The organism is Occultella kanbiaonis, from assembly GCF_009708215.1.
GTDB classification, from domain to species: domain Bacteria; phylum Actinomycetota; class Actinomycetes; order Actinomycetales; family Beutenbergiaceae; genus Occultella; species Occultella kanbiaonis.
In genome coordinates this window covers 3199565-3215149 of the sequence record NZ_CP046175.1, presented here as the reverse complement: position 1 = coordinate 3215149, position 15585 = coordinate 3199565, and the positions used below count along the sequence as shown (strand labels likewise).

Below are 15585 nucleotides of genomic sequence, written 5' to 3'. Positions count from 1 at the left end.
GCTAGAGACCATGGTGCTCCAGCCAGCGTAGGCACAGGGACTTCCACGCGCTGGCTTCGACACCATCGGCCACCCCGAGGGCGTGGCCACCGGACGCGAACAGGTGCAACGCCACCGGGCGAGAGCCGGCCAGGAGGGCCTGCGCGAGCTGGACCGAGTCATCGGCGGGCACGCTCGGATCCGTACTGGTGTGCCAGATGAAGAACGGGGGAGTCGTGGCGTCGACACGGGACTCCAGGCTCATGGCGGCCAGGTCCTCGGGCGCCGGGTCCGATCCCAGCAGCGACGCGGCCATCGACCGCATCGGTCGGCGGTGGAAGGCGGTCACCGGGTAGGCGAGGACGGCAAGGTCGGGCCGGGTCACCCCGCCGGGTCCCCAGGACTCCCGCAGCTGCCGTTCGGAGGCGGTGGCGGTGGCGGCGAGGCCGGCCAGGTGGCCACCGGCCGAGAAGCCCATGACTGCGATCGGCCCGTCGACCTGCTCCCGGAGCCGGTGCACCGCATCGAGCACCTGGACCAAGGGCTCGGGGTGGCGCGCCGGGTCCACGGAGTAGCGCAGCAGCCCGTTCGGGATCCCGGCCGCGGTCAGCCACGCACACACCGGCTCGGCCTCCGCGGGCGACAGCGACGTGTAGCCGCCGCCCGGGAGCACCAGCACGAACCCGCGGCCGGGAGTGCCCTGGAGGCGCACCTCGACCGGTGGCAGGACTTGGGACACCGCTGACCTCCTCGTCTCGTAAAGACCCGATCTTTCGACGCGATCCTGACATGAACTCGACGGATCGGGCAACACAAGACCCTTGACATCCGATGTTTTGTCCAACACTCTTGCTCACAGGTTGCCCGCTGGAGGCCGTGCTCAGACCCGGTCAGAGGTGACTGAATGTCGATCCGGCGGGCCTGATGACAAGGGAGTCCTCCTATGGCAGTGCTCGGTTGCAGCGGGCGGACGGCGTTGCGCCGCGCCAGCGGAGAGGTCGCGCCGGCTCGATGAGTACCCTCACCGGTGCGGCCGCCCAGCGGCGTCGCAGGAGCCCCTACCGGCGCTACCTGCCGCTGATCCTGATCTTCCTGCCCGGCTTCATCATCTTCATGGTGTTCGCCTACGGCCCGTTGCCGGGGATCATCATCGCGTTCAAGAACTTCTCGGTGATCGAGGGCATCTGGGGCAGCGACTGGGCCGGGCTGGACAACTTCCGCCGCCTGTTCGCCGGAGCCGACTTCGGGCAGGCGATCCGCAACACCCTCGTCCTGGCCGGGCTGGATCTGATCATCGTGTTCCCGGCGCCGATCGTGCTGGCGCTGCTGCTGAACGAGCTGCGCTGGAACCCGTTCAAGCGGCTCGTGCAGACCCTGTCCTATCTGCCGCACTTCATCTCGTGGGTGGTCCTGGCGAGCATCCTGTTCCAGTTCCTCGGCTCGGCCGGCCCGGTCAACGCGTTCCTGGGGCTGTTCGGGATCGACGGACAGCCATGGCTGCTGCAGTCCCAGTGGTTCTACGTGATCTACGTGGTCTCGAAGATCTGGGCGACCGTTGGCTGGGGCGCGATCATCTACATCGCGGCCCTGGCCGGTATCGACCCGACGCTGCACGAGGCCGCCCGGATGGACGGGGCGAACCGGTGGCAGCAGATCCGGCACGTCACCCTGCCCGGGATCGCCCCCACTGTGGCGATCATGTTCCTGCTCTCGCTCTCGAGCTTCCTGGCCGTCGGGTTCGATCAGGTCTACAACCTCACCACCCCGTCCACCCAGCAGGTCGCGGACATCATCGACACCTACGTGCTGCGCCAGTTGCTGTCCTTCGACTTCTCCCTGTCGATGGCCGCGTCGGTGTTCCAGGCGGTGGTCGGGCTGACCCTCGTGCTGCTCGGCAACTGGGTGACCCGACGAATCGACCCCGAGCGGAGCCTGTTCTGATGATCGACCACCAACCGGCGGCCGTCGCCGTCGCCCCTCAGCGCCCGGCGACGCAGCCGCACCAGGGCCGCCGGACGAACGGAACCAGGATCCGCCGCACCGCGGGGGACCGGGTCGCGGACGTGATCATCGCCGTCGTCCTGGTGCTGCTCGCCCTCGCCACCGTCTACCCGTTCCTGTACCAGTTCACGATCTCGCTGAGCACGCCGGCGCAGGCGATGCAGACCGGCTGGCACCTGTTCCCCACCGAGATCACATTCGAGTCCTACCGGACGGTCCTCTCGGACTCGGGGATCTTCACCGCCTACCGGAACACGATCATCCGGACTGTGCTGGCGACCGTGCTGGCCGTGCTGCTGACGGCGTCGGTCGCCTATCCGCTCGCGCAACCGGAGTTCCCGCACCGCCGGTTGCTCAACTTCGTGCTCGTGTTCTCGTTGCTCGTCTCCGGTGGCTTCCTCGCGATGTACCTGCTCGTGCGCAGCCTCGGCCTGCTCGACACGGTCTGGGCGCTCGCACTCCCGGGGTCGGTGACCGCGTTCAACGTGATCATCATGCGCAACTTCTTCCAGGCGATCCCGCGGGAGCTGACGGACTCCGGCCGGATCGACGGGGCCTCCGAACTCCAGATCATGTTCCGGATCGTGCTGCCGTTGTCGAAGCCGGTCCTGGCCGTGGTGGCGCTGTGGGTGGCGCTGGCGAACTGGAACGCCTGGTTCGACGCCCTCCTGTACATCACCGACCCGGACAAGCAGGTGCTGCAGATGTTCGTCCGCAACGCCGTGCTCTCCCGGTCGACCCCACTGGTCGAGGGCTCGCTCGACACCACCCAGCAGGCCTTCGCGAACGTCCAGACCCTCTCCGCGGCCGCCCTCATGGTCGCGACGATCCCGATCATCTGCCTCTATCCATTCCTCCAGAAGTACTTCGCCCGCGGGATCCTTCTCGGTTCCGTCAAGGGCTGACCGACCACCACCTCCCACCCCAACCCATCAACGGAGATGCTCATGTCCAGCTACCCCCGACTCACCCGCCGCGGCTTCCTCGCCACGACCGGCGCCGTCGGCATGGCCGCGCTCGCGGCCTGCTCGAACGACACGCCACAGAGCGGCTCCAGCGGTTCCTCCGGACCCACCGAGCTGTTCTGGGCCGGCCGCCCGCTCGTCCTCGGCGACGACCCCTTCGGGATCCGACGCGTGGAGGAGGAGTTCGAGGTCACCCTGCGCACGATCTCGGTCAGCCAGGGCGACTACCTGACCCGGTTGCAGGCACTGCTGGCCGGCGGAGACATCCCCGACTCGATCTTCGTCCTCGACCCCGACCAGGTGCAGCGGTTCGCTGCGCAGGGCGTGCTCGGCGAAGTGCCCCGGGAGACCATCACCGAACACGCTCCGACCCTGTCCGCGGCGATCGACGCGGAATGGCCGCAGGGCTGGTTCTACCAGAACGTCGACGGCCGCAACTACGGTCTGCCGACGTACTACAACGGCCGCTGGTCCTCTGCGAGCATCTGGCGCACCGACCTGCTCGCCTCGGTCGGGATCGACGGGACACCGTCGACGTTGGCGGACGCCGAGGCGGCGTTCGCGGCGCTGAAGGAGGCCGGGATCGTCGGCATGTCCACGTCCGGGGCGAGCGACTTCGCCGCATTCCACACCATCTTCGGTGCCCACGGTGCGATGCCGACGGCGTGGCAGGAGATCGACGGCAACCTGGTCAACGGGGCGGTCACCGAGGGCGCCCGCGAGGCGTTGGCCCTGCTCGCCGACTGGTACCAGGCCGGCTACATCGACCCGGAGTTCGCCACCACCGAGTCCGGTGCCCAGTGGCAGCGCGTGGTCGAGGGCAGCGTCGCGTTCCACGACTACACCGCGTTCAACATGCTCAACACCGACAACCCGACCAGCGGCATCAACCTGGCCCGCTCCACCAACCCGAACGCGGAGATGGGCTTCACGCGTCCGCTCGAGGGCCCTGGCGGACGTGGCGCCTGGGCGTGGGGCACCGCCGGCAACAGCCTGACCTTCAACGTCGCGACGTCCGAGGACCCGGAGCGGCTCGCGCTGATCCTGGGCGTGCTGGAGCGGATCTACGCCGACGAGGATCTCGCCACCGAACTGGTCTTCGGCGAGGAGGGCACGCACTATGAGCTCACCGATGCAGCGGCCGGCCTTGAGGGTGGGGTCACCTACCTCGGCGACTTCGTCGATGGGGCCCGCAGGGAGGAGGACGGGCTCGGCCCCTACCCCTACGTGGGGATCGTGCCGAGCCGGCTCTCGGACATCGCCGCCGTCCCCGACCCGGCCCTGCGCGACCTGCAGGACGAGTACGGCTCCGACACGATCGTCGATTATTTCGGCAAGGCCTCCGCGGTCCCGGGCGCCGGCACCAGCTGGGCGAACCTGAAGAACCTCAAGATCACCAGCTACACGGAGTTCATCAACGGAAGCCGGCCGATCTCGCAATTCGACGACTTCGTCGACGAGTGGAACGCCAACGGTGGCGCCGACCTGCAGGCGGCGGCCGAGGAGCTGGCCGCCCAGAATGGCTGACGGCGACCGGCCGGGCGCGGCCCGCCGCAACCACGCGGAAAGCCGGGCCGGCCTACCCGGGCGAGCACCCGCTGTCGGGCATCGTGAGAGCGCCCCATGACGCCGGTACGGATGGTGATCATCGGTCTGAACTTCGGTGAGCAGATCGTGGGCGAGTTGCAGGCGAACAGCACGATCGCCGTCGTCGGCGTCTGCGACCTCGACGAAGCCAAGGCGAGCGAGGTCGGCCACCAGTACGGGCTGCGCCGGTACCGGGACGTCTCCGAGGTGTTCGGCGACCCGGCGGTCGAGGCAGTCGGGCTGTTCGTCTCGCCCGACGTACGACCGGCGCTGATCGGCCGGGCCGCGGCCGCTGGCAAGCATGTCGTGACAACGAAACCGTTCGCGCACGACGGTGCGGCCGCCGACCTCAGCCTCGATGCGGTCCGTCGGGCGGGGACGGTGCTCGTGGCGAACTCACCGCGGTTGCTGCCGGGCGCCGACCTCGACCAGGTCTGGACCTGGCGGCAGCGGCACGACCTCGGGCGCCTCATCGCCCTCGAGGGCCGCTGCTGGGCGTCCTACGACGAGGTGCCCGACGGCACCTGGTACGACGATCCCGACCTGTGCCCGGTGGCACCGGTGACCCGGCTCGGCATCTACCTGCTCAGCGACATGGTGGATCTGGCGGGCCCACCCGTGCGGGCAACCGCGGTCCAGTCGCGGGTGCGCACCCGGCGGCCCACCAGCGACACCGCCCTGATCTCGCTCGAGTTCGGCGACGGCGTCCTCGGCTCGGTGCTCTGTTCGTTCTGCGTGGACGACGGACACCCGTATGCGAACGAGCTCGATGTGGTCTTCGAGCGGGGACGAGTCCGGCTCGCCACCCGCGAGGGGGTGCTCACCGCGCGCCTGGACGCGGTGGGGCCCGGCTCGACGCGGATCACCGAGGAATCGTCCTGGACCGGTGGGCCCTACGACTACCCCTGGGCGGAGGTGGCCCGGATGGTGCGAGCCGGCGAACCGACGCCCCCGCAGTACGCCCGACGGCTCCGGGAGAGCGCCGCGCTGGTCGAGACGCTGCGCACGCTCGAGCGCGGAGCACGATCGAGCGAACCCGCACCGATCGCCTGACCCAGCGCATTTCCGGCCCATGACCTCGGTCGCCCGCGGTGATGCCGACCGCGCACGTGTCGCCGTTGTCCATCCACCCGCACGACGAAGGAGTCCGCAGTGATGTTCGACCTACCCGATGTGACCGCCCGGAGCGGGCGGGGACACTTGTCCGCCCGGGCGCCATGACAACCGCGGCGCTGGCCGCCATCTGATCGCAAGAGATCCTAGCTTTACGGCTTGGCCCAACCAGCGTTGGCGCAGCATCGCGCAACGCTCGCGACAATCAACCCTAAACATTGGATGTTTGCTCACTCTAGCGTCCGACGACGCAGCAGCCCGCTGTTGCATTCCCACATACCCGCGCACGTTCTGCGCACCACGGTGGCGCCAGCGCCACCCCGGCAAAGGAGCCTCCGTGAACGATCAACTCAGCAATCGCCCCGGGCTTGCGATCAGCAGGAGGCACCTCCTGATCGCAAGCGGCGGCATGGCAGCTGCGCTCGCTCTGGCAGCGCGAGGGGCTGCACCGGCACTCGGCGCCCCCACCCGATCAGCAGCGGGGGCGGTCGGTGCCAGCGAAGCGTCAGGTGGCGTCGGCCCGATCGCCTTCAAAGGCTCACGTCAGGCGGTGGCCGGGCAGGTGCTCGGGCTGTACGGCGACCAGCTCTCCTCGACCAGGCTCGTGGCTCAGTCGCTCACGGGAGCGACAGAGGCCGATCGGGACGCTGCATCGATCCAGCTCGATCATGTGAGTTCGTCGGAGAGGTCGTCGTACGGGCTCGTTCCCGTGGGCACCCCGAGGGACGCGTACGCCGTGTGGGCTGTCGATGGCGTCCAGGCGGCCGGGCCTGTCTACGTCAATCGGGCGGAACCGCTCTGGTTATCAGAGACACGAGCCGCCAGAGGTCAGAGTGTGCGGCTGTTCGGCAGGAACTTCCTCAACCCCGCATCGGGAACCGTCCAGGGTCTTGCCGTGCGTCTCGTCGCCATCGACGGTCAAGTGAGGATCCCGGTCTCGATCACCGCCGCCGACGAATTCACCGTGGACTTCGTGCTGCCGGCACGTGCCCGGCACGGGAAGAGCTACGTGGCTGAGGTCACGAACGGCGCCGGTGGAGACCTCGGCTGGGTGCGCATGAACTCCGAGCGCCCGCTCACCGTGCTCAAGTCGGACGCACGGCGGCGCTACATCGAGGAGCTCACCGGCGTCACGGCCTGGTGGTTCGATCGGATCGGCCGCTCGGAGATCTCTGCGCGGGACTACGGTGCGACCGGTGACGGCCGAACCGATGACACCGCTGCCGTTCAAGCTGCACTGGACGCCGCACGAGCACGAGGCGGCGCGATCGTACGTCTGGGTAGTGGAACCTTCTCTGTCTCGAGCCTGTGGGTTCCGGGAAAGACGCTCCTGCTGGGCGAAGGGCGGGAGCAAACCACCCTGAAGTACAACGGGATGCCGACTCCGGACTACCCACGCACCGTCATCCGGCGCTCGGCACTGCCTTCGCCCTGGGGAACCTCACCGACGAGCGGCTACGGCGAGACGTCGAAGCTCGTGTACGCCGACGAGGGCGCGATCGCTCTTGCCCACCTGTCGATCGTCTCCGAGGCGATCCGGCCCGATTCCGATCAACACCGTCACATCTACGGGATCCTGACCCCATTCACCCTGCTCGGCTACGACATCAATCTCGACGACCCACGAGATCCCGTGCCCGCCCCAGCGGTCGGATATGCGATCTCCGACGTCAAGATCTCGGTCGCCGATGGCGGAAGCTCAGTGATCTGGGCCGAGTCGGACATCGTGGTCGAGAACTGCGACTTCGCAGGAACCCATGAGGGCATCGAGTACCGCGCCAACGACAACACGCGGATCCGATTCAACTCGATCTGGAACACGATGCGGCCGGCCCTCGGGATCCAGCTGCCGAACCCGCGCAGTCGCGGTAGGGGATGGATCGAGGGCAACCATCTGACGGGGAGCAACTTCCGCGCGGTGGAGGGCACGCCGCATCCATGGAACGAGGCGACCGGGACGCTCGAGCACCGCATCATGGATCTGTCCGGCCCGACCTCGTACTACGTCGGGAAGAACACCGTCACGGGCCACTACGGATCGGTACTCGACAACGACGGTGAGGGGATCCTCTGGCAGTCGCAGGTGCGCATCCGGCTGGCGCCCGTGACCTCGGCGAACGCTGACGAGCTGGCCGATGCCGCCGCGGCCTTCACCGAGTCCGAGCTGGTAGATGCATGGGTGGCGATCGTCGACGGCAAGGGCACAGGACAGCTGCGCCGCATCACCGCGAACAGCACGACGTCGTTCACGGTCGATCGTCCATGGGATGTGATCCCCGACTCCACGAGCCAGTACACGATCGACTTGGCGGTGAACGTCGACAACCTCGTGGTGGGCAACACCGTCACGGCCGGAACCAACAAGGGCGGCATCGTGCTGTACACCAAGCACTACGACAGCACCGTGGCCGGTAACACGCTGGCCGGCACCGGCGGCATCTGGCTCGGAGCAACGCTCGGGGATACCGCGGCAAATCGCGCCGACTTCGCCTACTTCTCCGATGTCAGAGACAACACATCGACCGGAGCGTCGAACGCCGACAACAACAAGTTCTGCAATGTCATCGGTCCGGCAAGTGATGGTGGCTGCCGGCTTGGCTACTCGACCAACTCCGTGCTGGCGATCACCTATTTCGGGGCCGAGGTCCGGCGCAACACTCTGACCGGGATCGGTACATCGCTGCCGCCGGCCCAGCTCAACAGCTGGTCGCGAGGGTCAGGGATCATGGTCGCCAGCGCGACCAGCCCGGTCGTCGACCGACCGATCGCGCAAGCGGTCCTCGTCGAGGGCAACACGGTCACCAACACCCTCGCCGGCGTCCACCTCGCGTCAGCGGCGTACGACACCGTGCTTCATGGCAACACCCTCGAAGGCAACGGCATCGCCATCGACGACGCGGGGAGCGTGAATACGACCCAGCTTCCCTGACGGGTGGTCCGTCGCTGTCCTCGCCAGCGGCACGCTGTTCACGGCGGCGGACTACCTGGTGCCTGGTGACCAGCCACCAGCTGCTCGCCCGCCGGCTCGGGACCGGCGATGCTGTGGTCGTCGGGCTGAGCGCGATAATCATCGGTGCCGGGCTCTTCTCGAGGTGGGGGCCAGCGGGCGCCGCCGCAGGTGATGCCTTGCTGATGACGTTCGCGATCGCAGCGGTCATTGCTCTGTGCAACGCGACGTCCGCGGCGCAGCTCGCTGCCCACCACCCGGTCTCGGGCGGCACCTAGGCGTTCGGGAACCGGGTGCTTGGCCTCGGTGGGGCTTCATCGCGGGCTCGAGTTTCGTCATCGGTACGACTGCCTCCTGCGCGGTGATGGCGTTGACGTTCGGCGCCTGCGTTGGTGCCTGGTCGGCCGGCGGTGCAGCGCGCGGTCGCGGCGGCCGCCGTCCCTCACCCGCGCGGCTGTCCGCCGCATCACCCGGCCACGCCGCCTTCGAGTGGCTACTCCGAGGCACCTCACAGGTCTACGACGGCGGCGCGTCCGCCGTGCCTGCCGGTCAGCTCTGTGCGGGCGCCGTGGCGTACGACCTTTAACCCACGCGAAACACGACCCTGTCATGCTGCATTCGCAGCGTGAGCCGTTGCGGGCACCCAGGGGCCACAAGAACTCCGGGTGGATGGAGAGTCGGTTGCTCCCCTCTGCGGCGCACGCAACCTGCTTCTCCCAATTTCTGGCACTCGGCAGACGGAGAGAAGTGGATGTCCTTGAAAATCACAGTCGTCGTTGGCAACCCCAAGCCGCGCTCACGCACCCGACGTGTGGCTGAGCTGCTCGCAGAGCAACTCATCCCCTCGGAACGGCAGATCGAGGTCATCGACCTCGCCGACCACACCGACGAGGTCTTCGCCTGGCCGTCCGAACGGATGGCGCAGCTCAACGCGACGGTCGCAGCCTCCGACCTGGCGATCTTCGCGTCGCCCACCTACAAGGCCACGTACACCGGTCTGCTGAAGGCGTTCCTGGACCGCTACCCGGCGAACGGGCTCGCAGGGGTGACCGCGATCCCGGTCCACACGGGCGCGGACTTCGGTCACGCCATGGGACCGACCGTCAACCTGGCGCCACTGCTGGCAGAACTCGGCGCGATCGTTCCGGGGCGAGGCTTCTACGTGGCCCTCAGCCAGATGGACCAGCTGACGGAGGTCGTCGCGGACGCGGCCAGCACCTACGCGGCGAACCTGCAGCGGCTGGCTCGCATCGCCGAGCACACTCCAGTCCTCGCTGCCCGTTGACCTGCGCCGACCTCCGAGGACCCATCATGCGATCCATTGACATGACAACCGACAGCTTCGGCGCACGCCGCTTCCGCGATGCGCTCGGCCACTACGCCTCCGGCATCACCGTGGTGACCGGGCATGACAGCCGGGAGCCGCTGGGATTCACCTGCCAGTCCTTCTCGAGCGTCTCCCTTGACCCGCCGCTGGTCTCGTTCAGCGTCATGAAGACCTCGACGACCTATCCGCGAATCGCACCGACCGGACGTTTTGCCGTCAACGTCCTGGCTCGTGACCAGATGGACATCTCGGCGCAGTTCGCGCGGAGCGCCACGAACAAATGGGACGGCGTCGAATGGAAGCCGTCCGCGGCGGGTGATCCGCTACTGGGTGGAGCCTTGCTGTGGATCGACTGCGAGCTCTGGGCCGAACACGACGCCGGGGACCACCTCATCGTGCTCGGGAGAGTCGTCGAGCTCGTCGAACACGAAGGTCCCGCGCAGGACCCGCTCGTCTACTTCAGGGGTCGATATCGGCACCTGGGGGACGCTGCAGACCTCGCGAGCTGAGAGGAGCAGCCACGCGAACGACCCGGTGAAGGGCGGGCGCGAGTTCGTCACAGGCCCCGGTGCGGCGCCGACGTCAAGCGCGCGCTGCGCCCGGGGATCCCGCCAGCCGAAGCCGTAACAGCGCGGTAATGCGCGGTCACCGCGACGAAACGGCGGGTCATTACTGTCCACTGTCAGTGGACGATCGTCCACTGACAGTGGACAGCAGAGCAAAACCGATCGTTGCAGGATGAGAGGTCTACCGTGAGTTCGTACTCCTTCCACCTCGGGTGGTTCCAGGCAGGCTTCCGCGCACCGGCGTGGAATCGCGAGTGGTCCGGCCACTCGACGCGCGACTGGGCCAAGGGTGGCTTCTTCGTCGACCTCGCTCGCGACCTCGAACGCGGATGCTTCGACTTCATGCTCATCGAGGACTCGAACTACATCCCCGACGACTACGGCAATTCCTACGCCAGTCCGCTCAAGCACGGGCACCGAGCGCCGAAGCACGATCCGCTCGCGCTCGCGGCCGTGCTCAGCCAGCACACGTCCAGGCTCGGCATCATCCCCACCGTCGCGACGACGGAGATCAGTCCGTTCCGGCTCGCGCGTGCCATGAGCACGCTCGACCACCTCTCGGCCGGCCGGATCGGTTGGAACATCGTGACCGGCAGCAACGACAGCGCCGCCCAGAACTTCGGCCTCGACGCGCAGCCGCCCCACGACGAGCGCTACGAGCGCGCGGACGAGTTCGTCGCCACGGTGCGATCGTTGTGGCAGTCCTGGGAGCGCGACGCCGTCGTGCTGGATCAGGACAGCGGTGTCTACGTCGATGCCACGAAGGTCCACACGGTCAACCACGAGGGCGCCTACTTCAAGAGCCGCGGACCGCTCAACACGTTGCCGAGTCCGCAGTACGAACCCGTGCTGGCGCAGGCCGGGAACTCGCCACGTGGACAGCTCTTCGCTGCCCAGCACGCCGAGGTCGTGCTCGCCGGAGGGTCCGACCACGCCAAGATGAAGGCACTCCGCGACAACGTCCGATCCCAGGCGCAGCGACTCGGCCGGGACCCGGACGGGGTGAAGGTGTTCTTCCTGATCGATCCGGTCCTCGGGGAGACCGACCACGAGGCCAAGGAGAAGGCCAAGCGCATCCGCGAGGAGAATGCGAACGACCTCGAGTACGTGCTCTCGAACTGGTCGAGCACCACGACCACGGACCTGTCGCAGTTCGACCCCGACCAGCCCCTGCCCGCGGACCTGACGACCAACGGACACCAGAGCCAGCTCGACGGGATGGTCAGCTCCGGGAAGACCCTTCGGCAGCTGGTCCGGGACTCCTACGCGCACGAGGAGAACGGCTTCGTCGGCCGCCCGGACACGGTGGCCGCCCGAATGCAGGATGCCGCAGCCGAGATCGGCGCCGACGGCTTCCTGCTCTCCACACGCATGCCGACGCGGCGCTATCTGAGCGAGGTCGTCGACGGCTTGGTTCCGGCGTTGCAGCGACGTGGTGCCGTGCGCACCAGCTATCAGCAGGAGACCTTCCGCGCGAACCTGCTCAGCGGGATCAGCTGACCATGCCTGCCGTTGGACTGAAGGCTGCCAACGCCGTCGAGGTCGAGGACCTCAGCGTGCGGTACCGCACCGCAGACGGGTGGTTCACGGCGGTCTCGGACTTCTCGCTGACCGTGGCCTCCGGTCAGCGGGTCGCGATCGTGGGCGAGTCCGGCTCGGGCAAGAGCAGCGTCTGCATGGCGCTGGCCGGCCTGCTCCCGCTCGGAGCTTCCGTCGAGGCGACACGGCCCGCATCGTCGAGACCGACCTGACGGCGCGTCCGACGCGCGCCATCCCTTATCAGGTGCCCGGAGTGAGCGTCGTCTTCCAGAACGCGATGAACGCCCTCGACCCGGTCTGGACGGTCGGGAACCAGCTCGGCACCGCCATCCGCGGTCGGGGCGCCACGTCCAGGGCGCGCGCACGGGCGCTCGCCGCGGACTGGTTGGAGCGGGTCGGCATCCGTGACCCGTCCCGCGTGCTGCGCGCCCGACCGTACGAGCTCTCCGGCGGGATGCGCCAGCGGGTGATGATCGCCATCGCGCTGTGCTCCCAGCCCGAGCTGTTAATCGCTGACGAACCGACCAGCGCACTGGACGTCACGCTCTCCGTCGACCTCCTGGAGCTCATCACCTCGCTGACAGCCGACCTCGGAACCACGCTGCTCATGATCACGCACGACATCGGACTGTGCCGGGCCTACTCGGACCAGGTGGTCGTCATGAATCGCGGCCGCGTCGTCGAGCGGGGAGCCACGGCGCAGGTCCTCGCGGCCCCGAGCGCGGACTACACCGCGGCGCTGCTCGCGTGCGCACCGTCGCTGGCACAGCTCAACGATGATCGGCTCACCACGATGGTCGGGGTCTCGTGATCGCGGCCGTGGCAGCGGCCAAGCAGTACCGCGGCCGCGACAACACCGTCGTCAATGCCCTCAACCCGTTGGACCTGGTGATCGAGCCCGGCGACCGGGTCGGCATCATCGGCGAGTCCGGGTCGGGCAAGTCGACCCTGGTGCGCCTCCTGCTCGGGCTCGAGATGCCGTCGGCCGGCTCCATCCGCTACCAGGACATCGAGGTGTCGCAACTGAGCGGCGACCGGCTGCGCCAGTTCCGCCGCGACGTCCAACTCGTCGGGCAGGACACGACGTCGTCGTTCGATCCGTTGCGCAGTCTGCGCGACGCTGTGCGGCGTCCGGCCCTGGAGATCCTCGGCCTCACCGTCACCGAGGCGGACAAGGCGGTCGACGAGGTGCTCTCATCGCTCGCCGTCGACCCAGCGCTCGCATCGCGTCGACCCTCCCAGGTCTCCGGAGGACAGCGCCAGCGGTTCGCGATTGCGCGAGCGCTGATCGTCTCGCCGCGGATCCTCATCTGCGACGAGTCGGTCTCCGCCCTGGATGTCTCGGTGCAGGGAGCCGTGCTCAACGAGTTCAAGGACTTCGCCGAACGATCGGGAGCCGGGATCGTCTTCGTGTCCCACGGGGTACCGGCAACCGCGTTCATCAGCGATCGTCTTGTGGTCATGCACGGCGGCGACGTCGTCGAGCAGGGCGAGGTCGGCCAGGTCGTCAACCGGCCGGAGCATCCGTACACGGCTCGGCTGATGGCCGCCTACCGCAAGCTCTCCGCCGACGAATCGAGCGCCGCATGATCGCGCGGTTCTGGCGCTCCCAGCGGTGGTGGATCCAGCGCGTGGCGCTGCTGCCGGTCCACCTCTTCCTGTTCGCGATCGCGGTGTTCTTCCTGGTGCGGTTGATCCCGGGGGACCCGGTCCTGATCATCGCCGGCAGCGACGACCTGTCCGCGGACCAGTACGAACGGATCCAGGAACTGCTGGGCCTCAGCGGTTCGCTGTGGCACCAACTCATGGTGTTCCTGCGCCGGGTCGTCACGCTCGACCTCGGTCGTTCCCTCATCGACGGACAGGACGTCCAGGAGCAGATCGCGTGGCGGCTGCCCGCCACCATCGAGATCGCACTCATCGCCATGGTCCTGGCGATCGCGGTGACACTCCTGCTGTCCATCTTCGCGATGCTGCGCCCGCGCAACCCCGTCGCCAGATTCTCAGCGTTCTACGCACGATCCGCCGGAGCGATCCCTGACTTCGTGCTCGGGGTGGCAGGCATCCTGGTCTTCTACACCGTGCTCGGCTGGGCCGCGGCACCGATCGGACGCTACGACGCGGGACTGCGGCCGGCACCCCGGTCCACCGGGTTCCCCCTTCTGGATGCGCTGCTGTCCGCGGACACGGTCCTGCTCAGTTCGATGCTGGCGCACCTGTGGCTACCCGTGCTGGTCCTCGTGGTCGGCAGCGCGCCCACCATCATGAAGGTCCTGCAACGCTCGATCGAACGCGCCGTCGACGACGAGGCCACCCTGTTCCGCATCGCGTCCGGGGTACCGCGCCACGTCGTCATCGTCAGCGTCCTGCGCCGGGCCAGCCCCACCATGGTGACGATGTGCGGCCAGCTCTTCGGCTTCCTCCTCGGCGGCGCCGTCATCATCGAGCAGCTCTTCGCGATCCCAGGCATGGGGCAGTACGCCGTCCAGGCGGTGGGGCGTGCCGACTTCCTGGCCCTGCAGGCGTTCCTGCTCACGGTCGCAGCGTGTGTGCTCGTCGTGTTCCTGATCGTCGACCTCGTCAACATGACCCTGGATCCGCGCCGTCGCCCCGGCGTGGTAGCGGAGGGAACCTCATGAGCGCATCCACGACCACCTCCGCCGTGGCGTCCGAAAGGCGGCCGAAGTTCCGCGGGCGGGCCGCGATGGTGCCCGTTGTCGCACCCCTGGTCCTCCTGGTACTTGTCGCCGTCCTCGGGCCGTTGCTGGTGCCCTACAGCCCGATCGATGTCGTGGCCGCCCCCGATCAGCCGCCATCGGCGCAGCATTGGTTCGGTACCGACATCTACGGCCTGGACGTGTTCTCGCGGGTCATCGCGGCCACACGCAACGATCTGGTGGTCGGCCTCGTCGCTGCGCTGCTCGCGACTGTGCTCGGCGTCGGCGTGGGACTCTTCACCGGGACGAACGAGGCACGCGGCGGCGTCCCCGGCAGTGTGGCCCGAGGTCTGACCCGCGGTCTGGACCTGTTCGACGCGCTCCCGCAGATCGTGGTCGGGCTGGTGCTGCTCGCGTTCTTCGGGCGGAACCTGCTCACCCTCTCGGTGGTGTGCGGCCTCCTCATGGTGCCCACCCAAGCACGCGTGGTCCGGACCGAGGTGCTCCGGGTGCGCCGCGAGGCCTACCTGGAGTCGGCGCGCCTGTCGGGGGAGTCGGAGCGTGGACTGCTGCTGCGGCACATGCTCCCGAACTCGACGTGGCCGGCCCTGGAGAACGCCTCCTACATCTTCGGCGTGGCCGTCACCGTCGCCGCGGGCCTCGGCTTCCTCGGCGTCGGTCTGCCGCCGCCGACCCCCGAGTGGGGAGCAATGATCGCCGACGGCGCCACGGCGGCGTCTGCCGGGCGGTGGTGGTCCTCGCTGTTTCCCTGCCTCGCGCTGGCCGTGACCGTGATCGCGTTCAGCAACCTTGCCCACCAGTACCTGCGACGGCGGTGACCTCGCCCGAGCGCGCCCTGATCTGACCCTCCACCCGGACTGCCCACCTCTCCGGGATCGCCCGC

Annotated in this window: 15 protein-coding genes; 14 read left to right on the top strand and 1 reads right to left on the bottom strand. The window is 68.2% G+C overall.

From position 1 onward, the window contains the following. Position 1: 1 nt before the first annotated feature. On the bottom strand, positions 2-718 hold the full coding sequence (locus tag GKS42_RS14800) for an alpha/beta hydrolase (protein ID WP_168217849.1): 717 nt from the start codon (positions 716-718) through the stop codon (positions 2-4). Between the two features lie 272 nt (positions 719-990). Between GKS42_RS14800 and GKS42_RS14795 the strand changes: the two genes are divergently transcribed. The 14 genes from GKS42_RS14795 to GKS42_RS14730 all read left to right on the top strand — a co-directional run bounded on the left by GKS42_RS14795 (position 991) and on the right by GKS42_RS14730 (position 15520). Next, positions 991-1920 (top strand): ABC transporter permease, encoded by a 930-nt coding sequence (locus GKS42_RS14795; protein ID WP_154794526.1) that lies wholly within the window; start codon positions 991-993, stop codon positions 1918-1920. Further along, positions 1920-2885 carry a carbohydrate ABC transporter permease gene (locus GKS42_RS14790; protein WP_154794525.1) on the top strand — a complete coding sequence of 322 codons (966 nt, stop codon included), beginning with the start codon at positions 1920-1922 and terminating at the stop codon, positions 2883-2885. Before GKS42_RS14795 ends, GKS42_RS14790 begins: the two co-directional genes overlap by 1 nt. 42 nt (positions 2886-2927) lie before the next feature. Next, positions 2928-4472 (top strand): extracellular solute-binding protein, encoded by a 1545-nt coding sequence (locus GKS42_RS14785; RefSeq protein ID WP_168217848.1) that lies wholly within the window; start codon positions 2928-2930, stop codon positions 4470-4472. A 111-nt stretch (positions 4473-4583) separates the two neighbouring features. Next, positions 4584-5585, top strand: a complete 1002-nt coding sequence (locus tag GKS42_RS14780) for a Gfo/Idh/MocA family protein (RefSeq protein WP_168217847.1) — start codon at positions 4584-4586, stop codon at positions 5583-5585. 397 nt (positions 5586-5982) lie between these two features. Then, positions 5983-8574, top strand: coding sequence for a glycosyl hydrolase family 28-related protein (locus GKS42_RS14775; RefSeq protein ID WP_154794522.1), 2592 nt, complete (start codon positions 5983-5985; stop codon positions 8572-8574). Between the two features lie 65 nt (positions 8575-8639). Further along, positions 8640-8870, top strand: a complete 231-nt coding sequence (locus GKS42_RS14770) for a hypothetical protein (protein ID WP_154794521.1) — start codon at positions 8640-8642, stop codon at positions 8868-8870. A gap of 473 nt (positions 8871-9343) precedes the next feature. Then, positions 9344-9877, top strand: a complete 534-nt coding sequence (locus GKS42_RS14765; RefSeq protein ID WP_154794520.1) for an NADPH-dependent FMN reductase — start codon at positions 9344-9346, stop codon at positions 9875-9877. 41 nt (positions 9878-9918) lie between these two features. Beyond that, the gene (locus tag GKS42_RS14760) at positions 9919-10428 is read left to right on the top strand and encodes a flavin reductase family protein (protein WP_154794519.1); all 510 of its coding nucleotides are present in this window, start codon (positions 9919-9921) and stop codon (positions 10426-10428) included. A 243-nt stretch (positions 10429-10671) separates the two neighbouring features. Next, the gene (locus GKS42_RS14755) at positions 10672-11985 is read left to right on the top strand and encodes an NtaA/DmoA family FMN-dependent monooxygenase (RefSeq protein WP_154794518.1); all 1314 of its coding nucleotides are present in this window, start codon (positions 10672-10674) and stop codon (positions 11983-11985) included. 2 nt (positions 11986-11987) lie between these two features. Continuing rightward, the gene (locus tag GKS42_RS14750) at positions 11988-12236 is read left to right on the top strand and encodes an ATP-binding cassette domain-containing protein (RefSeq protein ID WP_154794517.1); all 249 of its coding nucleotides are present in this window, start codon (positions 11988-11990) and stop codon (positions 12234-12236) included. 41 nt (positions 12237-12277) lie between these two features. Further along, positions 12278-12835: an ATP-binding cassette domain-containing protein gene (locus GKS42_RS14745; RefSeq protein ID WP_154794516.1), complete on the top strand. Its 558-nt coding sequence runs from the start codon at positions 12278-12280 to the stop codon at positions 12833-12835. Continuing rightward, positions 12832-13614 carry an ABC transporter ATP-binding protein gene (locus GKS42_RS14740; RefSeq protein WP_210769190.1) on the top strand — a complete coding sequence of 261 codons (783 nt, stop codon included), beginning with the start codon at positions 12832-12834 and terminating at the stop codon, positions 13612-13614. The genes GKS42_RS14745 and GKS42_RS14740 overlap by 4 nt, the downstream gene beginning before the upstream one ends. Further along, complete coding sequence (locus GKS42_RS14735) at positions 13611-14663, top strand: ABC transporter permease (protein WP_154794515.1); 1053 nt, start codon at positions 13611-13613, stop codon at positions 14661-14663. Before GKS42_RS14740 ends, GKS42_RS14735 begins: the two co-directional genes overlap by 4 nt. Next, positions 14660-15520 carry an ABC transporter permease gene (locus tag GKS42_RS14730; RefSeq protein ID WP_154794514.1) on the top strand — a complete coding sequence of 287 codons (861 nt, stop codon included), beginning with the start codon at positions 14660-14662 and terminating at the stop codon, positions 15518-15520. Before GKS42_RS14735 ends, GKS42_RS14730 begins: the two co-directional genes overlap by 4 nt. The last annotated feature ends 65 nt before the right edge of the window (positions 15521-15585 follow it).

Bases quoted from the DNA above. Each gene is read 5' to 3' on its own strand.
- GKS42_RS14795 (WP_154794526.1), top strand. From the start codon at position 991: ATGAGTACCCTCACCGGTGCGGCCGCCCAGCGGCGTCGCAGGAGCCCC.
- GKS42_RS14790 (WP_154794525.1), top strand. From the start codon at position 1,920: ATGATCGACCACCAACCGGCGGCCGTCGCCGTCGCCCCTCAGCGCCCG.
- GKS42_RS14785 (WP_168217848.1), top strand. From the start codon at position 2,928: ATGTCCAGCTACCCCCGACTCACCCGCCGCGGCTTCCTCGCCACGACC.
- GKS42_RS14780 (WP_168217847.1), top strand. From the start codon at position 4,584: ATGGTGATCATCGGTCTGAACTTCGGTGAGCAGATCGTGGGCGAGTTG.
- GKS42_RS14765 (WP_154794520.1), top strand. From the start codon at position 9,344: ATGTCCTTGAAAATCACAGTCGTCGTTGGCAACCCCAAGCCGCGCTCA.
- GKS42_RS14760 (WP_154794519.1), top strand. From the start codon at position 9,919: ATGACAACCGACAGCTTCGGCGCACGCCGCTTCCGCGATGCGCTCGGC.
- GKS42_RS14750 (WP_154794517.1), top strand. From the start codon at position 11,988: ATGCCTGCCGTTGGACTGAAGGCTGCCAACGCCGTCGAGGTCGAGGAC.
- GKS42_RS14735 (WP_154794515.1), top strand. From the start codon at position 13,611: ATGATCGCGCGGTTCTGGCGCTCCCAGCGGTGGTGGATCCAGCGCGTG.
- GKS42_RS14730 (WP_154794514.1), top strand. From the start codon at position 14,660: ATGAGCGCATCCACGACCACCTCCGCCGTGGCGTCCGAAAGGCGGCCG.